Raw genomic sequence first — 24126 nt, forward strand, 5'->3', positions numbered from 1 at the left:
ATGATATCTAAAGGGGAAGCGAAGCGAGATGAAAACGGATATCCGCACAATGGATTTGAATCTGTTGAAAACCCTGGATGCATTGTTGGATGAACGCAGCGTTACGCGTGCGGCAGCCAGGCTGTCGCTTACTCAGCCAGCCGTCAGCGGAATGCTGACGCGGCTGCGCGACTGTTTTGACGATCCGCTGTTCAGCCGAACGCAAAGAGGGATAGTGCCCACGCCACGCGCGCTGGAGCTGGCTGCGCCGGTGAAAAGGATCCTCAGCGAAACGGAAGCGTTATTACAAAGAAAAGTGTTTAACCCGGCCAGCGCAGAGATGAAGATCACCGTCGCCGCCACGGATTATGCTTTAAAAGCGGTTATCGTGCCGTTTGTGACCGCGCTGCGTCGACAGGCACCGGGCATTCGCGTGGCTGTGGTGCCGGTTGAGGCCGGCCAGCTCGCAGATCAGCTGGCGCGGGGCGAAATCGATTTCGCCCTGGTCACGCCTGAAACCACGCCGCAGGAGCTGCACACCCGTCACCTTTTTGATGAACGCTATGTCTGCATGATGCGCAAAGATCATCCTGATGCCGGCCCCCGGCCGCTGACGTTAGACCGTTTCTGCCAGCTTGACCAGGTTCTGGTTTCTTTTACCGGGGACAGATTTTCCGGCGTGACCGATCGCGCTTTAGCGGCGTTGGGACGCGAAAGAAGGGTGGTCATGGCGATCAACAGCTTTCTGATGCTGCCGGAAATTTTGCAGCTCAGCGATCTGATTGCGGTAACGCCTTATCGACTGACCGTGGGCGTCGAGAAAATGGCGATACAGGCGCCGCCGCTGGTCATTCCCGGCTTTACCAAAATCCTGGCGTGGCACGACCGCACGCATCGTGACGCCGGGCACCGCTGGCTGCGAGCCTTGTTTACCGCTCTGTTCAGCGATGAGCCGTAATCAGACAGGGACAGACGGCCCTTCTGCCGTCTTGCTATTGCAATGGGTATATTTCATTACAGAGATAAAGGCTTAAGCCTGCTGTGGTTTATTAACTGTTATTTTAAAACATTATTAATAATCCTGAAAAATTATGTCATATTTTTCGCGTCTATATACTTTACTGATTTGGCTGGCTTTTTCAGGGTGCGTATGAGAAAGCCTGTTGAATATAAAATGAAACAGGCGATCCGCCATTAAATAAAGGTTTTTTCTTGCAGGCTGATGAGAGGTTGCTATAGTTATTCATGCACGACGTTCACCGGCGTTCGGTAAAAAAAGCAGTAGCCGAGCTATATTATCCGGTGAGAAATTGAATACACGAAGAGGAAGCTATTATGACTCAGCATCGTGGAAATTCCGGCAACTTCGCCGAGGATCGTGAAAAAGCATCAGAAGCAGGTAAGAAAGGCGGCCAGAGCAGCAGCGGTTCTTTCAAAAACGACCGTGATAAGGCCTCCGAAGCCGGTAAAAAAGGTGGGCAGAACAGCCACCGCAGCTAAGTAGTATGGGATGACCACAGGTAGTATCGGGCCGTTTAAATTGGCTCAACTATTAGCCGATTGATTAAGTTGGCCGAAGAAAGTAATTTAAGGTTGTCCCGTAACCGGCTAAAACCCGCATCCCTCTGTTTCAGGGGTGGCGGGTTTTTTTATGCATTATTATTAATTTCTACAACTTATTCAGAAGTGGGAGCTTCATTTTCGCTTTTGCCGATAATTTTATATCTGCATGGTTCCAGATTTGCCGCTTCGTTTATATCCTTCTTTTGGAACAGGTGGAGAAAATTCAGATCGCGAGAAAGGGCGTGCGCCGTATAAGACGGCTTTTTTACGCTTGCCGCCTGTCTGTGAATATGCGAAAAACGGACTTCATTTTTTCAGGAGAAAAGCATGTCTGCCCAAACCCTTGCCATTGGCCTTTTGCTTTACCCCGATTTAACCCAGCTCGATCTTACCGGCCCTTTTGAAGTTTTTGCCCGTGCGCCTGGCGCGCAGGTGCATCTCATCTGAAAGACACGGAAACCGGTCGTCTTCGATCGCGGCATGGCGATCCTGCCTGCGAGAAGTAACTGAAACAGGCGCTATCGTTACGTTGTCACATAAACCTTATCGTGTTGGCATGTAAACTAATATTGGGCACCGAGTTATAAATATAAGTCTGGAAGCGTCTATAAATAAGAATAATCTGTTTCGCCTGAGGGTTGTTAATATTAAAAGATGGCGAAACACACATGGTCCTATTCTGAATATAAGCGACAAAAGCATTATCAGGGTGCATTCGTTACCGAAGTATGGAATAACTGGCAACAATTTAGCAGCTAACGCTTTTCTGCCAGGCAAGGCAGGCTTACGGGGAATATAATGCAGACTGAAACCGTTCAAACCGACGAACTGGAAGGCAAAGCCCTGGAATGGGCCGTGCTTAAAGCTATAGGCGGCGCCTGGCCGAAAGGCGCGGCTACGACGTGGGACAAGGCTGGATATCTGATAAGCAATCTGAATATATTCCTGAGCAGCGGCGGCCATAAACAGATGTTTATCGCTTATCTGGACGAAAGAGCGCCCTCCGTGGGCAAAACCTTACCGGAGGCGGTGTACCGCGCCGTGGTTCACGCTTCAATAGGCAGCTGGATATCAGTGCCGGTATCAATTTTAAAGGCTTAGCCGCCGTGAAGGAATAAAGACAAAGGCGGTGAAATTAATGAGCTTTTCTATATTTTACAGTGGCACTAAAAACCTTGTATTCTGAAACCATCTTATCGCACACGGATAGTTAAGGCCTCGTGCCACTGAATACGGTTATTATAATATCTGTCCTCGCTTTAAATTAACTATCTGCTTTCTGGCTCGCTTTCAGTGTAACCTCTCTATAGAAAATATTAGCGCTTTTATCAGCACCTATTAAACCTGAACCGTGCGCGCTTTTGGTAAAAATAGCAGCTATATCATGCTCATCTCTGTGCTGACACGGACAGGTAAGGCGTTATTCAGCATTATTTATATAAAAAAAGCCCGCAGGGAGCCGCGGGCAAAAAAACGAAGTTAACTCTGTTTTGCCTCACCACCCTAAAGTAATACGCAGACCATAAAGTGATCCGAATCACATCCCGGTGGTTAAATTTTGTTCTGAGACGAATCTTATTAAGGGATGTTTACCCTGAAATGCTGCCAATACCGCCGTGCGAGCCAAAGTATGGAGAGAGGTTTAGCAGCATAAGTGCCGCCATCAGGCCACTTTAAACAGCTGTTACCGGCACGGCGGTTGGTCATCTCGCCTGAACCACAGCGCCTGGCCATCGGCTCTTAATTTGCTATTTGCTGAACCATAACTATGCTTAATCAGGTAGTCGCCAATGCGCCGCCCGACCGACGGACTGACCCTTAATCAGTGATGATAAACAGGCGCACCAAATTTCAGGCTCTGCTCAGGCAGGGCCTTTTTTCTGTCTGCGGTGTACTACACTACCAGAACATGCTCCTGCGCGAGGGACGTATCAACCCTGCTTCTCCTCAGGGAGACGGGTGAACAAGCTGCGCTAACGATTTTACCGGAACGTAACCGGAATCAGGTTACCGGAACGCAACTGGCATCAGGTTACCGGAACGTAACCGGCATCAGGATTAAACCGCCGTTAGCTCACCTGGAGAGAGCATCAGCCACGGAGCTGAAGGTTTGGGGTTCGAATCCCTGACGGCGGTCCAGTACTTGTTCTGAAGGTCACCCTGGGTGGCCTTTTTTTACGCCTGCGCTTTATTAACCTTTTTATATAAAGGGTATTATAGGGGGATCAGCGTAAGAGATAACGTTTTGAGCGTTGTCTGTCCGTTATTGGAATAAGGTGCGCAAACAACCTGAGCCTCGCCAACGCGGGGCTTTTTTACGTCCGGAAGAAGGAGAACACTATGCTGACCGTTAAAAGTATCATCGGGGGTGTGACGCATATCTGTGAGGTGAACAATATCACTATTGCAAGACGCGGTTCGGAAACCTTCGGCTATGTTCTGACGCTGACCAAAGAGCATCCCAATCCCGATTTTGCTGAGGTAATGCCTGCTATCTATGAAAATGAAGAGAAAAGCAAAGTCTTACAGCAAGAGGCCATTATGATCAGTGAAAGGGATGGCGTACTGGTCGGGGACGCTGTAGCTGTGCTTATCAGCGAGGTGGATAGCGTGAAAATGCCTGGCCTTAAAGAAGCGGATGGAACGCTGTATCAATACATCTATCCGGGAGACAAGGTCTACGTGATGAATTCGCACGGTTCAACCATTGAGACAGTCAAATGATCAAGGTTTCCCCACAGAGAAAGCCAGGCGTTAAAGTGCGGCAGCCTAATCCAGATCGAAAATGCAGGTTAGTTGAGTAAAATTTGCGCAGGGATGGTATAATCAGGCTCACTTCTCACAAGGCCAAATACCATGTCCTTTTTCGCTCAGATGATGGACCGTATCGCCAGAATAAACGCTGACGCCAAATGCCCTATATGCGGAAAAAGCTCTAAGCATTCAGTTGCAAAAATTTCCCGAGAGCAGGCATTGCTCTGCCCACATTGCAAATCCCTTTTTGTTATTCACGGTTAAATAGTGCTGAAAAGCTAAGCCGCCTCCGGGCGGTTTTTATCGGCGTGTTTAATACTGACCGCGCCAGGAATGGCTGTTACGGCGCCAGAAACAGGGGCGTCCAGATGATTTATCCTTAAAACATGAAACATAACTTGCTAAATTAATTAACACATACAGTGAGTTTTGGCTTACAGGCTGAAGATTAAAAGGGCCGGGTGACCAAAACGATAAAAAGCCGATAGCACAATACGGATCCTTTGCACGTCAGTATTACGTGAACAAATGTAACTTAAGTAATAAAATCAATATTAATAATAGGTTGTATTGCCCTGCACGAAAAAAAATTTAAACTTGATACAAGGGCTAATTTTTTTCAATGGCATACCGATAACCCTACCCTGGGGACAAAAGGTCTTCTTAGGGCTTATTAAATTATCAGGTTTGAGGTAGGTATGAATATTACGCAGCGTTTGTTCCTGACGTTTACCCTGTTGGCGCTGGCTTTATGCACGCTGGCAGCGGTATCGTTCTCAATTATATCGGGTTTTCAATCCCGCTTCGAATATGTGCAGAATAATGCTATCCCCAGCATTAAGGATCTTAACAAATCCATTAGTGCTTCCAGCGGTTTGGGCCTGGCCTTATACAAGCACCAGGCGCTTACCGATGATACAAAGCTGCCTGCCGCTGAACGCCATATCGACGACACGCTGGATGAATTGAAAAAGCTGACTGATTACTACATGGCTAATGATATCTCCAGTGCTGAAGATCGTAGTATGACAGAGCAGATCTACCGTGACATCGACGCAGTACGGGCTGACTTACCGGCGTTCCTTAACGCTTCCCGCGCGCAAAATGAGAGCGTAACGCTGGCCTTGCTTCAGGGTGAATCAGGTATAGGTGCTGCAGGTAGAAAATTAGCATCAGATTTGAATAAGCAGATTGAACTTAATATCCAGATTGGCAATGAGCTAAAAAAAATCAATAAAGAAATCTATTCAAAAACAATCTGGATGATGTCAACTGCGGTTATTTTGGTGATTGTGCTGCTCAGCTTTTTTGCCATAAAAACCATTCTGAATATCAGAAGAAGTCTTCTGAATATAGAAGAGACAATGCTGGAAGTCAGCAACACGTTAGACCTTACTCGTCAGGCTGACGACAGCCACGCTGATGAAATAGGAAAAACCGCTTCAGCGTTTAATAAATTACTGACTAAGTTTTCAGAGACGTTAACGGCTGTTAATAGCGCATCGTTATCCGTAAGCTCAGGATCTTCACAAATTGCCGCAGGTAATGAAGATTTGTCTTCTCGTACCGAGCAGCAGGCGGCTTCGCTTGAAGAGACCTCTTCGAGTATGGCTGCACTGAGTGAAACGGTAAAAAATAACTCCTTCAGTGCCAGCGAGGCGAGCACGCTGGCCGATAGCGCTAATAAGCTGTCGACAGAAAACGGTCAGTCCGTGAGGAATATGTTGAATACGATGGAAGATATCCGCACCAGCTCCGGAAAAATTTCCGAAATAACGGGGCTGATCGAGGGAATTTCATTCCAGACCAATATTCTGGCGCTGAACGCTGCCGTTGAGGCGGCAAGAGCCGGCGAGCATGGCAGAGGCTTTGCAGTGGTGGCAAGCGAAGTGCGTAATCTTGCGCAGCGTTCTTCCTCTGCGGCAAAAGAGATTAAAGATCTGATCAACGCCTCTGTTATGCACGTCGAAAGCGGGGCGCTGCAGGCGGCCAGCGTGGGTGAAAACTCAGCAAAAGTGACCAGCTCAATCAACCAGGTCGCGACTATTGTCAATGAGATTGCTACTTCGGCAGCGGAACAAAGCCGCGGTATTGAGCAGGTTCATTTGGCTATCGGGCAGATGGACGAAGTGACGCAACAAAATGCTGCGCTGGTCGAGGAAGCCTCGTCCGCGTCCAGATCGCTACAGGATCAGGCGGAGACGCTCAGCCAACTGGTGTCTGCCTTTAAGTTAACTTCAGATACGCGGATGTACAAAAAAACCGAGACCTTTGTTAAGCCATCCGTGAGCCGTACGCCCGCGAAGGCGGCCGCTGTATCAGCCGGGGATTGGGAAAGTTTTTAATGTGGTTCGCCCCCAGTAATGGGGGCTTTGGCATTAAAGTCATTTTCCACGCTCTTGATCCACAGCCAATGCAGCGCCGATAGCCCTTTCGGGCGCGCTCGTTGGGCTGATATCGTCACCGGTCATCAGCAATAACGTTTAGTCGAACCAGTCTGCCATTTTTTCTGTAGCCTGGTTTTTTACATCTTCGTTGATATACATCGACACAGCAGCCAGCGCCCCAGCCGGGACACCAGGGTCATCCGTAAAGCCAACAACGGGCAAAGCATCAGGGACGGCATCAATCGGCAAAACGAAATAAGCAAGCGCAGCGTAAATCGTCATTTTGCCCAAATTGGCGTGTCTGGTCTCTGCGCAGAAAAATAGAACCAAAGCGCTTTTTCAATGACTTCATGCCCCGCTTTTTTAACGTACTTAACAATTTTTACCAAAAGCCGTCATCGTTAAAATCTTTAGCGGTGGTGAACTTGTTTTCCATCTCTTTCTCCTGAAATTAAACCCTGTTGTTCATCGGCATATCTCTTCAGGGCTTTATCTCTTTGTGAGCGGCCCGGTATTTATGTACGGCTTCTGTCGTAAAACTAAAGCTACCGTTAACCATTTCAGTAAAGAGATGCCGGGCAACTTTATTACGCACCAAAAAAAATGCCGCAATTGTCGGGCTGCAATAATAAAAATCCATTATTAACGAGCTATCTGGCCTGAAGGTAAAAAAAGCCTGTAAGGTATGCAGGCAAATAATCAGAGCCGGTTGACCCGGCACACTAAATTAATCCCAATGTTATAAAATGGCTGGAGGCACGTACCTGAGCCTGAAATTTGTTCCGACGGAATTTTATCAGGGAAACTTGCATACAAATGCTTTTGCTGAATGAGCGCGGACAACAGCCATTATTGACGTTCAGCAGCACGACATTAGCCTTTAGGGCTCTTTAAATTGACATCTCAGGCGCGCTGGCTGAAGATCTTCTTTAGTCAGCAATGCCTGTCGACCGGGCTGATTTTGCGCCCGGATGCCTGCTTACCAGTCAATAAAGCCTGTCTGACATAACCTTCTGAAAAATAAGAAAAATGGATATAAAACAACTTATTTACCTGTGTAACCTTGAGCGCGAGCGCCATTTTGGCCGTGCGGCGGAGGCGAGCTTCGTCAGCCAGCCGACGCTGTCGATGCGTCTGAAAAACCTGGAGCGCGAGCTGGGGCTATCGCTGATCAACCGCAGCAATAACTTCGACGGCTTTACGCCAGAAGGCGAAAGGGTGCTGACGTGGGCGCGGGAAATCGTCTCCGTCTATCAGGGCCTCAAGCTGGAAGTCGAATCGTTAAAACATGGCGTTGCGGGCACGCTACGTATTGGCGTGGTGCCGCAGTGCAGCATCTCGCTGCCGCTGGTGCTGAAAGGCATCCAGGAACGTTATCCGCAGCTTAACTATCGCGTCTCGGTGCTCAGCGCCGATCAGCTGCTTGACGCATTGAACAGCTATACGGTGGACGTCGGCATTGGCTTCTTTGAGCTGGTCACGCTGCGCGAGCTGCATTTCCAGGCCGAACCGCTGGCGGACAACGGCGTGGAAGTGGTTTTCCATCCCGAACATTTTCCGCAGCTGGTGGGCGAAGCGCCGCTGAGCCTGAACGAACTTAAAGAGATCCCGCTGTGTCTGGCGGAGCAGACGCGCTATTTCCGACGCTATCTGGATACCCACTTTCGGGAAGCCGATATCCATCTGCGGGTGATACTGGAAACCACCTCCGTGTTTCAACTGGCGCAGGGCGTTCAGGTAGGGCTGGGCTGCCTGATTTCGCCTCGCGGCCATCTGCTGCCGGCCATGACGCCGGAATTGCAGTCGCGCCCGCTGGCCATTGCGCCGATGAGCCGCCAGGCCGCAGTGGTCATTGCCGAGCCGGGCAGAGCGACGCCGCTTTCCCAGCACTTTTTTGACGAGGTACGCCGCTGGCTTAGCGAACGTTAGCCGCGACGAACGCTAACTCCCCAGCGACTGCATCAGCCGGTTATTCCAGCCTGCCAGCGCCGTACTGAAAATCACGTTCATCATTCTCTGCAGCGAAAAACCCGCCTCTTTCAGCGGCTGTAAATGCGCGGCGCTGAAGCGCTCCGGCGAGCGGGTCAGCTGCGCGGCGGTCTGTATCACTGCCCGATCGACGGCGCTGGCGCTTCCGATCGCGTCATCAACGCCTGTTTTTAACGCGCTACGCAGCGCTTCCGGCGCGTACCGGTTAAAGCAGGCTGCACTGCCGTTGATCCGTGCGGCTACGGCGGCGGCAAGCTGGCCTTCCGGCGTCATCGTTTGCTCTTCCAGTACCTTAATCAGCTGACCCCAGCCGTACAGGGCATCCCCGTCGTGCGCCAGCAGCCAGGTGCTGCGGCTTAATGCCTGCTGCGGCTGGCAGAAGGTCAGCGCTTCCAGCTGGCTGTGCGTGGCGTAACGCAGCTCAACGGGCGTCAGCCGGGGCTGCCAGCTATGCTGGTCGGTAAAGCCGCATTCGTCCGCATCTGGCGGAACGGTTACGCCAGGGATCCAGCGAACCGGCAGGGCGAGCAGGGCATGCACGCCAGCCGCCACTCGCGCCTGATAACAGACAAAACCGATAATCTGGCTAAAGGTGATGATATCCGGCGCGGTCAGGCCTGCCTCATCCAGCCGCTGCAATGCCGCCTCGTCAATCAGCGTCGGCTGCATCGCCAGCTGGCGGGCATATTCGGTAATTTGCGTCAGGCGACGGTTGCTCTCACGTGAAGAGTCCGGCCCGCTTAGCGGGTTGAGGCGTGCGGCGTAATGGTTACACAGGCGCTGAACGCCGGTAACCTGCGCCACGGTAAGTGCGGTGCTGAGACGATCGTATAACGTCAGCGTATGCGTCAGCGAGGCGGTCAGCGACGAAGGAAACAGCAGCGAGTAGAGATCTCTTGAAGCCAGCAGCGCCGGCTGCGCTTCCTGTAGCGTCTGCCGCAGCCCGCCTTCACAAAGCGCGGCCAGTCCCAGCAAAAAACGGTCTTCAATATCAGCGGCCTCGGGCACCAGAGGCTCTGCCCGGCTGGCGAGCGTGGCCTGGGTTTCGTGATACCAGTGGCTATGGCTTTTAAGCCGACGCTGTTCCATAGTCATTCCTTTTCAAGTTGGCTGGCCCTGAGTACGGACCGGAGGGCAAGCCTATCCTCGCGCAAGCGGAATAACCGGCAAAGACCGATCGGTGCTAATAAATAGCGGAAAAGCATAATGGTGAAAGAAGCAGCGGAACCGGCTGGAAATTCGCCCATTCCTGGCAGAACGGGCGTTTAAAAGAGCGGGACTAACGATCTTTACGCCAGGCGTCCGCCGTCAGCGCTTCGCCAAAGTGGCTGGTAATCAGTCTTTTCGTCAGATCGTGTAGCGGGCAGGCGAGGACATCTGCGGTGCTGCCGCGCTCTACCACTTCGCCGTGATGCATGACGATTACCTGATCGCTGATATGCTTCATCATGCCCAGATGCTGCGTCACATAGATATAGGCGATGCCGTGCTTGTCCTGTAGCTCCAGCATCAGATTCACCAGCTGCGAGCGCATAGACATATCCAGTGAGGCCAGCGCCTCGTCGGCGACAATGACCTTAGGTTGCAGGATCAACGCGCGGGCAAGACCGACGCGCTGCTTCTGTCCTGGCGCCAGCATATGAGGATAATAAGCAGCGTGATCGCGCAGTAAACCGACCTGGCGCAGGGTGGCGATAATGCGCTTTTCCCGCGCTTCGGCGGTCAGATCGGTATTCAGACGCAGCGGGAAATCCAGGATCTGGCCGATGCGCTGGCGTGGATTCAGCGAAGTGGACGGATCCTGAAAGATCATACGGATACGCTGGCTGCGGTAGCCGTAATCGCCATATTGCAGCGGCCGATCGTCAATCAGGATTTCGCCCGCGCTCGGCTCAATCATGCCGCTGAGCATTTTCGCCAGCGTCGACTTGCCGGAGCCGTTTTCGCCGATGATCGCCAGCGTCTGTCTTTCACGTAGCGTAAAGCTGACCTCTTTGACCGCCTCAACATGCTGACGTCGAAACAGGCCGGTTCGGTAACGGTAGGTTTTACTGAGGTTGCGCACCTCCAGCAGCGTTTCAACCATTACTGACTCTCCATATTCAGCGGGAAATGACAGGCGAACAGGTGCGATTTTCCGCCCGCCAGGCGGGGCGTTTCGATACATTTTTTCTGCGCATAAGGGCAGCGCGGCCCCAGACGGCAGCCAATGGGCAGGTGCTCCAGCGAAGGGATCGCGCCGGGCAGGGTGTTCAGACGACTCTTATGCGGCAGCGAGCGCCCAAAGTCCGGCATCGCCCTGATCAGCGCCTGCGTATAAGGATGGTGCGGCTGCACGATTAAATCTTCGCTGGTGGCGGTTTCCACCGTCTGGCCGCAGTACATCACGTTGATGCGGTTCGCCCAGTGGCTCAGCATCTGCAAATCGTGGCTGATCAGCAAAATCGTGGTGTTGTTGTTCTGATTAAGCCGGGAAAGCAGACGGAAAATCTGCGCCTGCGTCGTCGGCTCCATTGCGTTAGTGGGTTCATCGGCAATCAGCAGGCGCGGCTGGTTGGCCAGCGCAATGGCGATCATCACTTTCTGGCATTCGCCTTCGGTCAGCTCATAGGGAAAACTGCGCATAATATCTTTATGATCTTTGATGCCCACGCGGTGCAGCAGCTCGATAGCGCGACGATGCCGCCAGCCGAAACGCTGGTACCAGCGGCCTTTCCACGTCCAGCGGGGAATAGCCTGTTTTAGCTGTTTACCCACGCTTTCAGAAGGATCGAGGCAGGACTGCGGCTCCTGAAAAATCATCGACACGTTATGGCCAACAAGTTTACGCCTTTCGCGCGGCGACAGCTTAAGCAGGTCGATATCGTCAAAGCGCATACGGTCGGCAGTAACCCGCCAGTTATCTTTGGTCACGCCGCAGATCGCTTTGGCGATCAGGCTCTTGCCCGAGCCGGATTCGCCCACCAGGCCGCGAACTTCCCCTTCGGTCAGCGTAATACTGACGCGATCGACCGCCTTGACCGGGCCATCGGCGGTCATAAACTCAATGGTCAGATTACGAATATCGAGCAGCGGCATTATTCAACTCCCGCAACGATGGCGCGACGAATACCGTCGCCCAGCAAATTGACAATCAGCACGCTGAGCATTATCGCCGCGCCGGGCAGCATCACCGTCCAGGGTGCGACGTAAATCAGCTCCAGCGCATCACCAAGCATGGCTCCCCATTCGGGAGAAGGCAACTGCGCGCCCAGATCCAGAAAGCCCAGCGCGGCGATATCCAGGATAGCCATCGACAGCGCGCGGGTAAATTCCGAAACCAGCAGCGCCAGGATATTGGGGAAAATTGCATAGCGAAGAATATTCATGCTGGAGGCACCATCCAGACGGGCGGCGGTGACATACTCCTTTTCCAGTTCGTCGTGCACGGCGGTATAGACCGAGCGCACCAGACGAGGGATTATCGCCAGGAATACCGCCAGCCAGGCATGACTTAAACCTGGGCCGAAAAACGCCACCACGATGATCGCCAGCAGCAGCGAAGGAATGGAAAGAAAGGTATCCAGAATGTGGTTCATCACCGCCGAACGCAATCCTCTGGTCAGCCCGGCAAAAACGCCCAGCACCATGGCGCAAAGCGAGGCCAGTACGGTAATGGCGATAGCCGAGCCTACCGTTGGCGCCGCGCCGCTCAGCAGACGGCTCAGCAGATCGCGGCCCAAATCGTCCGTGCCGAGAAAAAATGAAACATCGCCGTAGCGCGACCACGAGGGCGGCAGCAGCTGATAACCTAAAAACTGCTGCGCCAGCCCGTAAGGCGCAAGCAGGCGGCCAAACAGGCACAGCAGCAGCAGCGCGATAAACAGGTAGAAACCGACCATCGCGGTGGTGTCATGATAAAACAGCCGCCACGTGGTGCGGAAAGTGCTGGGCAGCCGTTTTTCGGCGTAAATGTTATCGGAGGGCATACCATTCCTTATGCTTCAGCGGCGTTGTCAGCGCGCCCAGAATATCGGCCAGCACATTGACGGTAATCACCAGACCGCCAACCATCATTACGCCTGCGGAGATCGCCGCGTAGTCCTGCTGCCTGATGGCGTCCACCAGCCAGCGTCCCAGACCTGGCCAGCTGAACACCACTTCAGTGATCATTGCCAACGTCAGCATGGTAGAGAATTGTAGTCCCAGGCGAGGCACAACCGGCGGCAGCGCATTATGCAGCACATGACGGCGGATAATGGTCAGTCGTGAAAGACCGCGAGTGGCGGCGGCTTTAATATAGTTTTGCTCCATCACTTCGCGCGTGCTGATACGCAGCAGACGCACCACTTCCGTAGTAGGCGCTACGGCCAGCGCTGTCACCGGCAATATCAGGTGCAGCAGCACGCTTTTCAACATCTCGTGCCGCCAGGGCGAATCGCTCAGCCAGGCGTCAATCAGCGCAAAACCGGTGATGTTTTTCATGGGATAAAGCAGATCGACGCGGCCAGAAACCGGCAGCCAGCCCAGATCCAGCGAGAAAAACAGCGTCAGCAGCAGCGCCAGCCAGAACACGGGCATTGAAAAGCCCAGCAGCGCCAGCGCGCTGATCGCTTTATCCTGCCAGCGGTTGCGCATCACGCCGGCGGCAATGCCGAACGGGATGCCAACGGCCATCGCCAGCACGAAAGCGAGAATGCACAGCTCAAGCGTAGCGGGGAAGACTTCTAACAGCTGCAGGGAAACCGGCTCGCCGTTAATGCTGGATACGCCGAAGTCAAACTGCATCAGCCCCTGATACCAGAACAGTATTGCATCACTAAACGAAGCGCCCTGTAGCGGCGCGTGGGGCGTAAAGTAACTCAGGCTGAAACCGACCACCGTCAGCAGAAACAGCGTCACCAGCCACAGCACCAGCCTTCTCAGCGTATAGATAATCATGGCTTCGTCCTTGGGTCGCGATAAACGCCGGCAAAAGAGGCGTTGCCGAACGGGCTGAGCACCAGGCCGTGAATATCATGGCGATAGGCCTGAAGCCGCAGCGAGTAGGCCAGCGGCAGCACCGGCAGCGACTGCGCCAGCATAGCCTGCGCCTTGCCGTAGTACTCGATGCGCGACGCCAGCTGTTGCGAGAGCAGTGCTTTTTGTAGCGTCTCGTCAAAAGCGGCGTCGCACCAGTGCGCAAAATTGGTCTGCGAGCCGATAGCGGCGCAGCTTAACAGCGGGCGGAAAAAGCTGTCGGGATCGTTACTGTCGGTAGCCCAGCCCGTTAGCGTCAGATCGTGATTCATCTCCATCAGGCGCGCTTCCTGAAAGCGTCCCTCGACGGGCACAATTTTGACCGTAACGCCAACCTGCGCCAGATCGGCCTGGATCAGCTCGGCGGTTTTCAGCGGGCTGGGGTTCCAGGCCTGCGAGGTGGCCGGTACCCACAGCGTCAGCTGGAGATCTTCCACGCCCAGCGCCTTAAGCATCTCACGTGATTTTTGCGGATTGTATTCGGTGACGCGCGCGTTGTTATCATAAGCCCAGGAAGCACGTGGCAAAATAGAAGCCGCTGTTTCCGCCGTGCCGTAGTAAACGGACTCCATCAGCCGCTCATTGTTAATTGCCAGCGCCAGCGCCTGACGCACCTCGGCGCGATCCAGCGGCGCTTTGCGCGTGTTAAACGCCAGATAGGCGATATTCATACCGGGCCGCAGCGTCAGCCGCAGGCGCGGATCGTCGCGCAGCACTGAAATCTGGCTGGCGGCAGGATAGGCCAGCACGTCGCATTCGCCGGTCAGGAGTTTGGAAAGGCGTCCGGTGCCGCCCGCGCCCATATCAATCACCACCATCGGCATGCGCGGCATGCCTTTCCAGTAATTAGTATGGCGGGCGAGGCGGATATACTGGCCGGTGCGGTATTCGCTAAGCTTAAACGGCCCGGTGCCGACAGGCTGGCGATCCAGCTGCTCCTGCCGATCGACTTTACTCAACTGCGCGGCATATTCCGCCGAAAGCACCGGCGCATAGTGGGTAGCCAGGTGCCACAAAAAGGAAGCGTCCGGCGCGTTCAGCCGGATCTCGACCGTGTCGCTGCTCAGCTTTTTCACGCTGGCGACGCTGTCGGCGAACTGCAGGCTGTCGAAATAGGGATAACTGCCGCCGTTAACGCCATGCCAGGCGGATTTGCGGTCGAAAATACGCTGAAAGCTGAACACCACGTCGTCCGCGTTCATAGGTCGGCCAGGGGTGAACCATGCCGTTTTCTGAAAAGGCACGTTGTGCCGCAGATGAAAGCGGTAGGTCGCGCCGTTATCCAGCGTCTCCCAGCTTGCCGCCAGTTCCGGGATCAGACGATAGGTGTAGGGGTCGACATCCAGCAGGCGATCGTAAAGCTGCGCAGCCAGCGTATCAACCACCAGCCCGCCGCTGACCAGCTGCGGATTAAAGGTGGTCGCCGCGCCGTTCACGCAATAGACAAAGCCGCTCTGGCGGATGTCTTCCGGCGGAGCGGCGGCAACCATAGCGCTGAACAGGCTAAGGCCGACAAGAAAAGTGCAGAGTAGTTTGCGCATAGGTCATCTGAAATATCAGGCAATCCTCACAGTGTACCGCACTCTTGGTGCTCCCCCAAAGTTTGCGGGGACAACTGACGTTTTTTCATACGCGGGCCGTTGTGTGCTTTGGGGTTGATGCCCCTTTGTTATTGATAAAAGGTCGCGAAGCGTTGGTCAAAAACGTCAGGCGTTTTCTGGCAGCGAGCAAGGTCAGGTTGGCGAAATACGCCCGATCTTAGTGTGGTAATGAGAATTATTCTCAATAAATACTTTACAGCTATGTATGAGAATGATTATTATTCTTCTGCGCTTCAACGGTGGCTCTACCGGAGAAGGGCACGACATTGCTCACATTGCTTCCAGTATTTTTAGCCCGCCCTGCGCGGGCTTTTTTTTTGCGCATTTTGCGGCGGTCTACGATCGTGCCGCGGTGAAAGAGAGGCCACGGCCGACTATACTGGTAGCTAAAAGGAGGCGCTTATGTCTGATAAAATCAAATTATTACAGGGTGATATCACGCAAATTCCCGTCGAGGCGATGGTCAACGCGGCTAACTCGTCGCTGCTGGGCGGCGGCGGCGTGGATGGCGCAATACATCGCGCCGGGGGAAAATCGATTCTGGAAGAGTGCAGGGCGATCCGCGCGCGACAGGGCGGCTGTAAAGAAGGCGATGCCGTAATAACGGGAGCGGGCAACCTGCCTGCCCGTTACGTTATCCATACCGTAGGGCCGGTGTGGAACGGCGGGCAAAACGGCGAGCCTGACCTGTTACGTAGCGCTTATCACCGCTGCTTCGACCTGATTGACGAGCATAAGATCAAATCCGTTTCATTTCCTAATATCAGCACCGGCATCTATCGTTTCCCCAAAACGCTGGCGGCAGAAATTGCCTTTGAAGCGATCTCCGCCAGGCTGCACGAGGCGGTAGAACAGGTCAATATCGTCTGCTTTGAGCAGGAGAGTTACGCTATCTGGCACAATTTGCTCCAGCAGCGCGGCTAAAATTGCCTATAGCTCGCCGTCTTCAGCGCCGATTTCCACGTTGTGCTTTTTCATCATTGCGCGTAGCTGGTGATAGGTGACACCCAGCAAATCCGCCGCGCGGCGCTGGTTGTAGAGCGCCTGCTTTAAACTCTTTTGCAGCAGATCCCTTTCCTGCTGATGCTGCCAGCGGCGGAGATCCAGCGGCAGCGCGGGCAGCCGCTCTGCCGCTGGCGCTGTGGGGGCGGCGTACAGGCGCTGAAAAGGATTGATAATAATGGTATCCAGCTCCTGATCCGTTTCGCTGTGACGATAGACTGACCTTTCCACCACGTTTTTTAGTTCCCGCACGTTACCCGGCCAGCCATAGTCCAGCAGAGCCTGCCGCGCCCCCGGCGAGAAGCCGGGGAAGAAAGCCAGGCCCAGCTCCCGACACATCTGAATAGCAAAATGCTCCGCCATCACCAGGATATCGCTACGACGCTCGCGCAGCGGCGGCAGCTGCACCACGTCAAAAGCAAGCCTGTCCAACAGATCGGCACGGAATTTTCCCTCTTCGGCCAGCTGCGGCAAATCGGCGTTGGTGGCGCAGACCAGCCGCACGCTGACCTGCAAAGGCTGACTGCCGCCGACGCGTTCCAGCTGCCCATATTCAATCACCCGCAGCAGTTTCTCCTGTACCAGCATCGGCGCCGTCGCCAGCTCGTCCAGAAACAGCGTACCGCCGTCGGCGCGCTCGAACCGACCCAGATGACGCTTCTGCGCGCCGGTAAACGCGCCGGCTTCGTGGCCGAAAAGCTCGGAATCCAGCAGATTCTCGTTCAGCGCCGCACAGTTTAATGAAATAAAAGGGCCCTGCCAGCGCTCGGAAAGATAGTGCAGCCGGCTGGCGATCAGCTCTTTGCCGGTACCGCGCTCGCCGATAACCAGCACCGGCTTATTCAGCGGTGCCAGACGTGAAACCTGCTCCAGCACCTCCAGAAAGTTATTCGACTCGCCAAGCAGGGTTTCTTTTTCCATTTTTTTCACCAGGTATTGGTTAATTACGCCACTTTAGAGAAACAAGGCGCGGCTGTAAACCGGCGTAATTAAGGAAAATCAATAAGATAAAAGTTGGCACGCGATTTGAATAGTAATACCCGTAACGCCAAAACAATTTAAGAGGATGAAGATTATGGGTATTTTTTCTCGCTTTGCCGACATCGTAAACGCCAACATCAATTCGCTGCTGGAAAAAGCAGAGGATCCGCAAAAGCTGGTGCGCCTGATGATTCAGGAAATGGAAGATACGCTGGTGGAAGTGCGTTCCACTTCAGCCCGCGCGCTGGCAGAGAAAAAGCAGCTGCAGCGCCGCATTGAACAGGCGGAGATCCAGCAGGCCGAGTGGCAGGAGAAAGCGGAGCTGGCGCTGCGTAAAGATAAAGACGACCTGGCCCGCGCCGCGCTGATTGAGAAACAAAGACTGAACGATCTGACCGCCTCGCTCACGCGCGAAGCCGAACAGGTCGAAGAAACGCTGACCCGTATGAAGGGCGAAATCGGTGAGCTGGAGAAAAAGCTGAGCGAAACGCGCGCTCGTCAGCAGGCGTTGACGCTGCGTCATCAGGCCGCTTCTTCTTCCCGCGACGTGCGTCGCCAGCTGGACAGCGGTAAAATTGACGAGGCGATGGCTCGTTTTGAATCCTTTGAGCGCCGCATCGACCATATGGAAGCCGAGGCGGAAAGCCACAGCTTTGGCAAAAAGAAAACGCTGGATCAGGAATTCGCCGATCTTCAGGCCGACGATGCCATCTCTGAGCAGCTGGCGGCGCTGAAGGCAAAAATGAACCGTAGCGAATAATCTTTGCCGGTGGCATTCCCCGGAATGCCCGGCATATCAATTCAAGGAGAATGAATGAGCGCGTTATTTCTGGCGATCCCGCTGACGATATTTATGCTGTTTGTGGCCCCCATCTGGCTATGGCTGCACTACAGCAAGCGTCAAAACAGTGATGCCACACTGTCGCAAGGCGAGCTACAAAGGCTGCAGCAGCTGACTCAGGATGCCCGCAGGATGCGCGAACGTATCAAGGCGCTGGAGGAGATCCTCGACGCCGAGCACCCTAACTGGAGGCAGCCATGAGCAGCAGGAAACTTTACCGCATTCCCGCGCGCGGCAAGGTAAAAGGCGTCTGCGCCGGGATTGCCGACTATCTGGATATCCCGGTACGGCTGGTGCGGGTTATCGTCGTGCTGTCGATGATCTTTGGTCTGTTTATGCTCACGCTGATCGCCTATTTTCTGCTGGCCTTTGTGCTGGACGAGAAGCCGCAAAGCGCGGAGGAAAACGCCCCGACGGCACACATGCTTTTAGACCAGCTGGAGGCGGAGCTGCGCGGCGGTGAGCCAGGCGTACGCGATATAGAACGCTACGTCACTTCTGAAACCTTTAGCGTGCGCAGCCGATTCCGTCAGCTGTAGGCGCCCGGAGAACACCATGCGTAACTGGCAATCTGCTTTACACCGCAACGCCGCGCCCACGCTGAAAAAGGCCGGTAAGTTCGTGCTGCTGGGCGCGTTAAGCTACGGCCCGGCTGGCCTGACCGGCTGGGCGGTGAAATCCGTCGCGCGTCGGCCGCTGAAAATATTGTTAGCCTGGGCGCTGGAGCCGCTTATCCGCCGCGCGCTGCGGGGCGCAACGGCGCGCTGGAACAAACCCTGAACGTCGCGGCTATGCTATTCTGAGCCGTCGGCCTTAAGGATATGGACCAATGAAACGACTTCAGACAGAACTGCTTTCATTAATGAACCGGGGCGCAGATCGTCATTTGCGCCTCGCCGTCACCGGCCTGAGCCGCAGCGGCAAAACGGCTTTTATCACCTCGCTGGTCAATCAACTGCTTAACGTTAACGCCGACGCGCGTCTGCCGATGTTTTCCGCTGCGCGTGAAGGTCGCCTGCTGGGCGTTAAGCGCGTGCCACAGCGCGATATGGGTATTCAGCGCTTTACCTATGATGAAGGCCTGGCGCAGCTGTATGGCGAGCCACCCGCCTGGCCGACGCCGACGCGCGGGGTCAGCGAAATGCGTCTGGCGCTGCGCTATCGCTCGCAGGAATCTTTGCTGCGCCATTTTAAAGATGCCTCCACGCTTTATCTTGAAATTGTCGACTACCCCGGCGAATGGCTGCTGGATCTGCCCATGCTGGCGCAGGACTATCCTGGCTGGTCGCGACAGATGACGGGTCTGTTGAATGGCGATCGCGCCAGCTGGTCAGCGCCATGGCGCAAGCTTTGCGCCGATCTGGATCCGTTTGCGCCTGCGGATGAAAACCGGCTGGCGGCAATCGCGGCGGCGTGGACAGACTACCTGCATAAGTGTAAACGGGAAGGGCTGCACTTTATCCAGCCTGGCCGCTTTGTGCTGCCGGGCGATATGGCCGGCGCGCCAGCCTTACAGTTTTTCCCCTGGCCGCAGGCGGAAGAGGCGGACGCCTCCAGGCTGGCGCAGGCGGATGCCAACAGTAATATCGGGATGCTGCGCGCGCGCTATAACTACTATTGCCAGCACGTGGTTAAAGACTTCTACAAAAACCACTTCCTGCGCTTTGACCGCCAAATCGTGCTGGTGGACTGTTTGCAGCCGCTTAACAGCGGGCCACAGGCGTTTAACGATATGCGGCTGGCGCTGACGCAGCTGATGCAAAGCTTTTCCTACGGCCAGCGCACGCTGTTCCGCCGCCTTTTCTCGCCGGTAATCGATAAGCTCCTGTTTGCCGCCACCAAATCCGATCACGTTACCAGCGATCAGCACGCCAACCTGGTGTCGCTGTTGCAGCAGCTGGTACAGGATGCGTGGCAGAATGCTGCTTTTGAGGGTATCGATATGGAGTGCCTGGGCCTGGCGTCGGTGCAGGCTACGCAAAGCGGGCTGGTCGATCATCAGGGCGAAAAGATACCGGCGCTGCGCGGTCACCGGCTGACCGACAACGAACCGCTAACCGTCTATCCGGGCGAGGTGCCGCCGCGCCTGCCGGGCAACGTATTCTGGCAGCAGCAGGGGTTTCATTTTGAACAGTTCAGGCCGCAGCAGCTGGATGCAGACAGGCCTTTGCCGCATATCCGTCTGGACGCGGCGCTGGAATTTTTACTGGGAGATAAACTGCGATGAACGCACCGCTTAAACCGCGTATCGACTTTGCGCAGCCGCTGACCGCGGAAAAAGATGCCGCTATAAAATCCGCCAGACATTTTACCCCGCAGGAGGCGAGCTTTATCGCTGCGGAGCCGGAAGCGCATGTGGAAGAGGAAGACGCGGGCGAAAAGGCGGTCGAGGCGGCGCTGCGGCCTAAACGTAGCCTGTGGCGCACGCTGGTAAAAACCGGTCTGGCGCTGTTTGGCCTGAGCGTGGCGGCGCAGGGCGTGCAGTGGACTTATCAGGCCTGGCAGGCGCAGGACTGGATCGCCCTGGGAGGCTACGCGGCGGGCGGACTGATCGTCGTGGCCGGCGCCGGTTCCCTGGTAGGCGAGTGGCGACGGCTTTACCGGCTGCGCGAGCGGGCCGAAGAGCGAGATATCGGTCGCGAGCTGTTAAACAGCCAGAGCATGGGCAAAGGGCGCGAGTTTTGTGAAAGGCTGGCGCGCCAGGCCGGGCTGGATCGCACTAACCCGGCGCTGCAACGCTGGCATGCCTCGCTGCACGAAACGCATAACGATCGCGAAGTCGTGGCGCTCTATGCACAGATAGTGCAGCCGATGCTGGATAGTCAGGCGCGACGCGAAATCGGCCGCAGCGCCGCCGAATCAACGCTGATGATCGCCGTCAGCCCGCTGGCGCTGGTGGATATGGCGTTTATCGCCTGGCGCAACCTGCGGCTGGTTAACCGTATCGCCGCGCTGTACGGCATCGAGCTGGGCTATTTCAGCCGCATTCGTCTGTTCCGGCTGGTGCTGTTAAACATTGCGTTCGCTGGCGCTTCCGAGCTGGTGCGGGAAGTGGGTATGGACTGGATGTCGCAGGACATTGCCGCGCGCTTCTCCGCTCGCGCCGCGCAGGGCATCGGCGCAGGCCTGCTCACCGCGCGGCTGGGCATCAAGACGATGGAGCTATGCCGTCCGCTGCCCTGGCTGGAAGGCGACAAGCCGAGGCTGGGCGATTTCCGCCGCGACTTGGTGGTGAAATTGAAAGAGACGTTGCAGAAGTAGGCAACTGTCAACTTTTCCTTCCAGAACGCTTCTGACCCCTGCGGCAATGGGGTATTATTAATGTCCGCCCGGAATTGATAAAGGTTTATACATGCGTCTGGAAGTCTTTTGCCACGACCGACTTGGTCTGACCCGCGAACTGCTCGATCTGCTGGTTGAAAGGAACATCGACCTGCGCGGCATCGAGATTGCCTCAATCGGCCGCATCTATCTTAACTTTTCAGCTGTGCCCTTCGAGCAGTTCAGCCAGCTGATGGCGGAAATCCGTCGTATTCCCAGCGTCACCGACGTGCGCACGGTGGCGTTTTTGCCGTCCGAACGCGAGCATCGGGCGCTGAGCGCGCTGCTGATTGCGCTGCCGGAGCCGGTGTTTTCCATCGATATGAAAAGCAAAATTGAGCTGGCGAACCCGGCAGCTCAGGCGCTGTTTTCGCTTAATGAAGAGAAAATGCGTAACTACGGCGCAGGCGCGCTGATTGGCGGCTTTAATTTTCAGCGCTGGCTGGAAAACGAGCGCATTGAGCCGCAGGCGCATCATGTGGTATTGCAGGGCCGCGACTTTCTGATGGAAATCACGCCTATTTTTACCGCAGGCGAGCACGAACAGGCAGACCGGCCAGCTGGCGCGGTAGTTATGCTTAAATCCACCGCCCGAATGGGCCAACAGCTACAGAACCTGGCGGTTAACGACGACAGCGAGTTCCAGCATATCGTGGCGGTTACGCCAAAAATGCGTCAGGTCGTGGACCAGGCGCGCAAGCTGGCGATGCTGGATGCGCCGCTGCTGATTGTAGGCGATACCGGCACCGGCAAAGATATGCTGGCACGCGCCTGCCATCTGCGCAGCGCGCGCGGTAAAAAACCTTTCCTGGCGCTGAACTGCGCCTCGCTGCCGGACGACGTGGCGGAAAGCGAGCTGTTTGGTCATGCCGCCGGCGCCTATCCCAACGCGCTGGAAGGCAAAAAGGGCTTTTTTGAGCAGGCCAACGGCGGCTCGGTGCTGCTGGACGAGATAGGCGAGATGTCGCCAAGAATGCAAACCAAGCTGCTGCGTTTTCTTAACGACGGCACTTTCCGCCGCGTAGGCGAAGAGCATGAAGTGCACGTAGACGTGCGGGTAATCTGCGCCACGCAGAAAAACCTGACGGAAATGGTGCAGCGCGGCGAGTTTCGCGAAGATCTCTTTTATCGACTGAACGTGCTGACGCTGAACCTGCCGCCGCTGCGCGATCGCCCTCAGGATATTTTGCCGCTGACGGAAATGTTTGTTGCGCGTTTCGCCGACGAGCAGGGCGTCGCCAGACCCAAGCTTTCTCCTCAGCTTAATGCCTTCCTTAGCCGCTATACCTGGCCCGGCAACGTCCGCCAGCTGAAAAACGCGCTTTATCGGGCGCTGACCCAGCTGGAAGGTTATGAGCTGCGGCCGCAGGATATCGTTCTGCCGGAGTTTTCGATGGATATTCAGCTTGGCGAAGAGGCAATGGAAGGATCGCTGGACGACATCACCAGCCGCTTCGAGCGTTCGGTGCTGACCAAACTTTATCTCTCTTATCCCAGCACGCGCAAGCTGGCGAAACGGCTTGGCGTCTCGCATACCGCTATCGCCAACAAGCTGAGGGAATATGGGCTGAGTAAAAAAGCGGACAGCGAAGGGAAATAATTGATTAATGATCGTTCAGCAAGAGTCATGGCTGATATGATCACATAGTCATTAAAGAAAAATAAAATGACATCGGATAAATTTTATCTGATCAATTAAGGCAAGACCGTAACAAGGTTCTCGTGTTGGGGTTAGGCAACAGATGCCCCCCTAAATGAGGGGGGGCATCTAGAAATAAGCTCGTCTGGATGGTATAACTCTTGGTGATGATTAACATAATTTCCTTACCAAGGGTTATTATTAAGATGGTTGATTAAAAATAGCAACAGATGGTGAATGTGGCTGCCAGGATTTATTTGTAAGCCCTTAAAGTGATATGTTAAAGGATGTCTGTATCATATTAAAAAGAATACCGAAATTATTATTTTCTAAACTGACTGCCGGAGGTTGAAAATGAAGATGGAATTTCAAGTCAATGATATTCTTAAAGAATTTATTGAAGCGGCACTACACCATCTTGGTGAGCTAAAATGGGCTTACGTTATCCTTTCTAAAAAAAATCTGTCACGTATATTTCATGTTACTAATTACCCTGCTGAATGGGTGAAATACTATCAAGAAAATAGCCTGCAATACACCGATCCCGTGGTTATTACGGCTTTGAATCGTCTCACACCATTCTTCTGGGACGAGAAAATCAAGGTTGGAAACGATTTTGATTTATCAGGAATATTCGCCAAAGCAAAAAAGCATAGTGTCATTAATGGTTTTACCTGTGTTTTGCATGATTATAAAAATAACCTTGCCACTCTCTCTTTTATTATTGATCCTGAAAAAAAAGAAGAAATAAAATCCTGTCTCAATGAAAATAAAGCTCTCATCGACTTATTGCTTGCAACCGTCCATGAGAAATACTTAGCGCTTAATTCATTGCCAGATAACGAAGAGGAAACTGTATCTGGAACTGATCTTTTTACAGAAAGAGAAAATGAAGTATTGTATTGGACAAGTGTGGGGAAAACTTACCCTGAAACGGGAATGATTTTAGGTATTAAAACTACTACAGTGAAGTTTCATATGTCTAATATCGTTAAAAAGTTAGGCGTAACAAATGCAAGGCACGCAGTGCGTCTCGGCGTGGAACTTCAACTTGTGAGGCCAGTTAGATAA

Annotated in this window: 24 protein-coding genes, 1 tRNA gene and 1 pseudogene; 18 read left to right on the forward strand and 8 right to left on the reverse strand. The window is 54.1% G+C overall.

Features of this window, described 5'->3' with window-relative positions; all coding sequences use genetic code 11:
- The first annotated feature begins 28 nt into the window (after nt 1-28).
- The 8 genes and pseudogenes from QZH36_RS01325 to QZH36_RS01355 all read left to right on the forward strand — a co-directional run bounded on the left by QZH36_RS01325 (nt 29) and on the right by QZH36_RS01355 (nt 6641).
- Nucleotides 29-937 carry a LysR family transcriptional regulator gene (locus QZH36_RS01325; RefSeq protein ID WP_301729484.1) on the forward strand — a complete coding sequence of 303 codons (909 nt, stop codon included), beginning with the start codon at nt 29-31 and terminating at the stop codon, nt 935-937.
- Nucleotides 938-1314: 377 nt separating this feature from the next.
- Nucleotides 1315-1479 (forward strand): con-10 family general stress protein, encoded by a 165-nt coding sequence (locus QZH36_RS01330; protein ID WP_301251651.1) that lies wholly within the window; start codon nt 1315-1317, stop codon nt 1477-1479.
- A gap of 390 nt (nt 1480-1869) precedes the next feature.
- A pseudogene (locus QZH36_RS21365) lies at nt 1870-1986 on the forward strand (DJ-1/PfpI family protein); the annotation flags it as partial.
- 354 nt (nt 1987-2340) lie between these two features.
- Nucleotides 2341-2643, forward strand: coding sequence for a hypothetical protein (locus tag QZH36_RS01335; RefSeq protein ID WP_253453870.1), 303 nt, complete (start codon nt 2341-2343; stop codon nt 2641-2643).
- A gap of 962 nt (nt 2644-3605) precedes the next feature.
- Nucleotides 3606-3681 (forward strand) — tRNA-OTHER (locus tag QZH36_RS01340).
- A 201-nt stretch (nt 3682-3882) separates the two neighbouring features.
- Nucleotides 3883-4266 carry a hypothetical protein gene (locus QZH36_RS01345; protein ID WP_253453872.1) on the forward strand — a complete coding sequence of 128 codons (384 nt, stop codon included), beginning with the start codon at nt 3883-3885 and terminating at the stop codon, nt 4264-4266.
- A 132-nt stretch (nt 4267-4398) separates the two neighbouring features.
- Nucleotides 4399-4560: a YnfU family zinc-binding protein gene (locus tag QZH36_RS01350; RefSeq protein WP_301251653.1), complete on the forward strand. Its 162-nt coding sequence runs from the start codon at nt 4399-4401 to the stop codon at nt 4558-4560.
- 434 nt (nt 4561-4994) lie between these two features.
- Nucleotides 4995-6641 (forward strand): methyl-accepting chemotaxis protein, encoded by a 1647-nt coding sequence (locus QZH36_RS01355; protein ID WP_301729485.1) that lies wholly within the window; start codon nt 4995-4997, stop codon nt 6639-6641.
- A 138-nt stretch (nt 6642-6779) separates the two neighbouring features.
- Here QZH36_RS01355 and QZH36_RS01360 read toward each other — a convergent pair whose 3' ends face one another.
- Nucleotides 6780-6965 (reverse strand): YkvA family protein, encoded by a 186-nt coding sequence (locus QZH36_RS01360; RefSeq protein ID WP_301729719.1) that lies wholly within the window; start codon nt 6963-6965, stop codon nt 6780-6782.
- Between the two features lie 747 nt (nt 6966-7712).
- Here QZH36_RS01360 and QZH36_RS01365 point away from each other — a divergent pair.
- On the forward strand, nt 7713-8612 hold the full coding sequence (locus QZH36_RS01365) for a LysR family transcriptional regulator (protein ID WP_253453876.1): 900 nt from the start codon (nt 7713-7715) through the stop codon (nt 8610-8612).
- A 12-nt stretch (nt 8613-8624) separates the two neighbouring features.
- Here the strand turns inward: QZH36_RS01365 and QZH36_RS01370 are convergent, their stop codons facing one another.
- The 6 genes from QZH36_RS01370 to sapA form a co-directional block, all read right to left on the reverse strand.
- A complete protein-coding gene (locus tag QZH36_RS01370; RefSeq protein ID WP_301729486.1) occupies nt 8625-9761 on the reverse strand; it encodes a CMD domain-containing protein in 1137 nt (378 codons plus the stop codon).
- Nucleotides 9762-9951: 190 nt separating this feature from the next.
- Nucleotides 9952-10758, reverse strand: coding sequence for a putrescine export ABC transporter ATP-binding protein SapF (sapF, locus tag QZH36_RS01375; protein ID WP_253453880.1), 807 nt, complete (start codon nt 10756-10758; stop codon nt 9952-9954).
- A complete protein-coding gene (gene sapD, locus QZH36_RS01380) occupies nt 10758-11750 on the reverse strand; it encodes a putrescine export ABC transporter ATP-binding protein SapD (protein ID WP_253453882.1) in 993 nt (330 codons plus the stop codon). The genes sapF and sapD overlap by 1 nt, the downstream gene beginning before the upstream one ends.
- The gene (gene sapC, locus QZH36_RS01385; protein ID WP_253453884.1) at nt 11750-12640 is read right to left on the reverse strand and encodes a putrescine export ABC transporter permease SapC; all 891 of its coding nucleotides are present in this window, start codon (nt 12638-12640) and stop codon (nt 11750-11752) included. The genes sapD and sapC overlap by 1 nt, the downstream gene beginning before the upstream one ends.
- On the reverse strand, nt 12627-13592 hold the full coding sequence (gene sapB / locus QZH36_RS01390; protein WP_125287685.1) for a putrescine export ABC transporter permease SapB: 966 nt from the start codon (nt 13590-13592) through the stop codon (nt 12627-12629). Before sapB ends, sapC begins: the two co-directional genes overlap by 14 nt.
- Nucleotides 13589-15211, reverse strand: a complete 1623-nt coding sequence (sapA, locus tag QZH36_RS01395; RefSeq protein WP_253453886.1) for an ABC transporter substrate-binding protein SapA — start codon at nt 15209-15211, stop codon at nt 13589-13591. Before sapA ends, sapB begins: the two co-directional genes overlap by 4 nt.
- A gap of 462 nt (nt 15212-15673) precedes the next feature.
- Here sapA and QZH36_RS01400 point away from each other — a divergent pair, with 462 nt between their 5' ends.
- The gene (locus QZH36_RS01400) at nt 15674-16195 is read left to right on the forward strand and encodes an O-acetyl-ADP-ribose deacetylase (protein WP_253453888.1); all 522 of its coding nucleotides are present in this window, start codon (nt 15674-15676) and stop codon (nt 16193-16195) included.
- A 6-nt stretch (nt 16196-16201) separates the two neighbouring features.
- On the opposite strand, the gene pspF is transcribed toward QZH36_RS01400, so the two are convergent.
- Complete coding sequence (pspF, locus tag QZH36_RS01405; protein WP_301729487.1) at nt 16202-17194, reverse strand: phage shock protein operon transcriptional activator; 993 nt, start codon at nt 17192-17194, stop codon at nt 16202-16204.
- A gap of 154 nt (nt 17195-17348) precedes the next feature.
- On the opposite strand from pspF, the gene pspA reads away from it, so the two are divergent.
- The 8 genes from pspA to QZH36_RS01445 all read left to right on the forward strand — a co-directional run bounded on the left by pspA (nt 17349) and on the right by QZH36_RS01445 (nt 24126).
- Nucleotides 17349-18014: a phage shock protein PspA gene (gene pspA / locus QZH36_RS01410; protein WP_253453892.1), complete on the forward strand. Its 666-nt coding sequence runs from the start codon at nt 17349-17351 to the stop codon at nt 18012-18014.
- Nucleotides 18015-18068: 54 nt separating this feature from the next.
- Nucleotides 18069-18296 carry an envelope stress response membrane protein PspB gene (gene pspB, locus QZH36_RS01415; protein WP_253453894.1) on the forward strand — a complete coding sequence of 76 codons (228 nt, stop codon included), beginning with the start codon at nt 18069-18071 and terminating at the stop codon, nt 18294-18296.
- Nucleotides 18293-18634, forward strand: coding sequence for an envelope stress response membrane protein PspC (gene pspC / locus QZH36_RS01420; RefSeq protein ID WP_253453896.1), 342 nt, complete (start codon nt 18293-18295; stop codon nt 18632-18634). The genes pspB and pspC overlap by 4 nt, the downstream gene beginning before the upstream one ends.
- A gap of 16 nt (nt 18635-18650) precedes the next feature.
- Nucleotides 18651-18875 carry a phage shock protein PspD gene (gene pspD, locus QZH36_RS01425; protein ID WP_253453899.1) on the forward strand — a complete coding sequence of 75 codons (225 nt, stop codon included), beginning with the start codon at nt 18651-18653 and terminating at the stop codon, nt 18873-18875.
- Between the two features lie 49 nt (nt 18876-18924).
- Complete coding sequence (locus QZH36_RS01430; RefSeq protein WP_301729488.1) at nt 18925-20322, forward strand: YcjX family GTP-binding protein; 1398 nt, start codon at nt 18925-18927, stop codon at nt 20320-20322.
- Nucleotides 20319-21356, forward strand: a complete 1038-nt coding sequence (locus tag QZH36_RS01435; RefSeq protein ID WP_301251666.1) for a YcjF family protein — start codon at nt 20319-20321, stop codon at nt 21354-21356. The genes QZH36_RS01430 and QZH36_RS01435 overlap by 4 nt, the downstream gene beginning before the upstream one ends.
- A gap of 91 nt (nt 21357-21447) precedes the next feature.
- Nucleotides 21448-23016, forward strand: a complete 1569-nt coding sequence (gene tyrR, locus QZH36_RS01440; protein ID WP_253453909.1) for a transcriptional regulator TyrR — start codon at nt 21448-21450, stop codon at nt 23014-23016.
- A gap of 393 nt (nt 23017-23409) precedes the next feature.
- On the forward strand, nt 23410-24126 hold the full coding sequence (locus QZH36_RS01445) for a LuxR family transcriptional regulator (protein ID WP_301729489.1): 717 nt from the start codon (nt 23410-23412) through the stop codon (nt 24124-24126).

Source organism: Erwinia wuhanensis (assembly GCF_030484085.1).
Lineage (GTDB): Bacteria > Pseudomonadota > Gammaproteobacteria > Enterobacterales > Enterobacteriaceae > Erwinia > Erwinia aeris.

Excerpts from the sequence above, each read along its gene's own strand:
- QZH36_RS01325 (WP_301729484.1), top strand. The coding sequence starts at position 29 with ATGAAAACGGATATCCGCACAATGGATTTGAATCTGTTGAAAACCCTG.
- QZH36_RS01330 (WP_301251651.1), top strand. The coding sequence starts at position 1,315 with ATGACTCAGCATCGTGGAAATTCCGGCAACTTCGCCGAGGATCGTGAA.
- QZH36_RS01335 (WP_253453870.1), top strand. The coding sequence starts at position 2,341 with ATGCAGACTGAAACCGTTCAAACCGACGAACTGGAAGGCAAAGCCCTG.
- QZH36_RS01345 (WP_253453872.1), top strand. The coding sequence starts at position 3,883 with ATGCTGACCGTTAAAAGTATCATCGGGGGTGTGACGCATATCTGTGAG.
- QZH36_RS01350 (WP_301251653.1), top strand. The coding sequence starts at position 4,399 with ATGTCCTTTTTCGCTCAGATGATGGACCGTATCGCCAGAATAAACGCT.
- QZH36_RS01355 (WP_301729485.1), top strand. The coding sequence starts at position 4,995 with ATGAATATTACGCAGCGTTTGTTCCTGACGTTTACCCTGTTGGCGCTG.
- QZH36_RS01360 (WP_301729719.1), bottom strand. The coding sequence starts at position 6,965 with ATGACGATTTACGCTGCGCTTGCTTATTTCGTTTTGCCGATTGATGCC.
- QZH36_RS01365 (WP_253453876.1), top strand. The coding sequence starts at position 7,713 with ATGGATATAAAACAACTTATTTACCTGTGTAACCTTGAGCGCGAGCGC.
- QZH36_RS01370 (WP_301729486.1), bottom strand. The coding sequence starts at position 9,761 with ATGGAACAGCGTCGGCTTAAAAGCCATAGCCACTGGTATCACGAAACC.
- sapF (WP_253453880.1), bottom strand. The coding sequence starts at position 10,758 with ATGGTTGAAACGCTGCTGGAGGTGCGCAACCTCAGTAAAACCTACCGT.
- sapD (WP_253453882.1), bottom strand. The coding sequence starts at position 11,750 with ATGCCGCTGCTCGATATTCGTAATCTGACCATTGAGTTTATGACCGCC.
- sapC (WP_253453884.1), bottom strand. The coding sequence starts at position 12,640 with ATGCCCTCCGATAACATTTACGCCGAAAAACGGCTGCCCAGCACTTTC.
- sapB (WP_125287685.1), bottom strand. The coding sequence starts at position 13,592 with ATGATTATCTATACGCTGAGAAGGCTGGTGCTGTGGCTGGTGACGCTG.
- sapA (WP_253453886.1), bottom strand. The coding sequence starts at position 15,211 with ATGCGCAAACTACTCTGCACTTTTCTTGTCGGCCTTAGCCTGTTCAGC.
- QZH36_RS01400 (WP_253453888.1), top strand. The coding sequence starts at position 15,674 with ATGTCTGATAAAATCAAATTATTACAGGGTGATATCACGCAAATTCCC.
- pspF (WP_301729487.1), bottom strand. The coding sequence starts at position 17,194 with ATGGAAAAAGAAACCCTGCTTGGCGAGTCGAATAACTTTCTGGAGGTG.
- pspA (WP_253453892.1), top strand. The coding sequence starts at position 17,349 with ATGGGTATTTTTTCTCGCTTTGCCGACATCGTAAACGCCAACATCAAT.
- pspB (WP_253453894.1), top strand. The coding sequence starts at position 18,069 with ATGAGCGCGTTATTTCTGGCGATCCCGCTGACGATATTTATGCTGTTT.
- pspC (WP_253453896.1), top strand. The coding sequence starts at position 18,293 with ATGAGCAGCAGGAAACTTTACCGCATTCCCGCGCGCGGCAAGGTAAAA.
- pspD (WP_253453899.1), top strand. The coding sequence starts at position 18,651 with ATGCGTAACTGGCAATCTGCTTTACACCGCAACGCCGCGCCCACGCTG.
- QZH36_RS01430 (WP_301729488.1), top strand. The coding sequence starts at position 18,925 with ATGAAACGACTTCAGACAGAACTGCTTTCATTAATGAACCGGGGCGCA.
- QZH36_RS01435 (WP_301251666.1), top strand. The coding sequence starts at position 20,319 with ATGAACGCACCGCTTAAACCGCGTATCGACTTTGCGCAGCCGCTGACC.
- tyrR (WP_253453909.1), top strand. The coding sequence starts at position 21,448 with ATGCGTCTGGAAGTCTTTTGCCACGACCGACTTGGTCTGACCCGCGAA.
- QZH36_RS01445 (WP_301729489.1), top strand. The coding sequence starts at position 23,410 with ATGAAGATGGAATTTCAAGTCAATGATATTCTTAAAGAATTTATTGAA.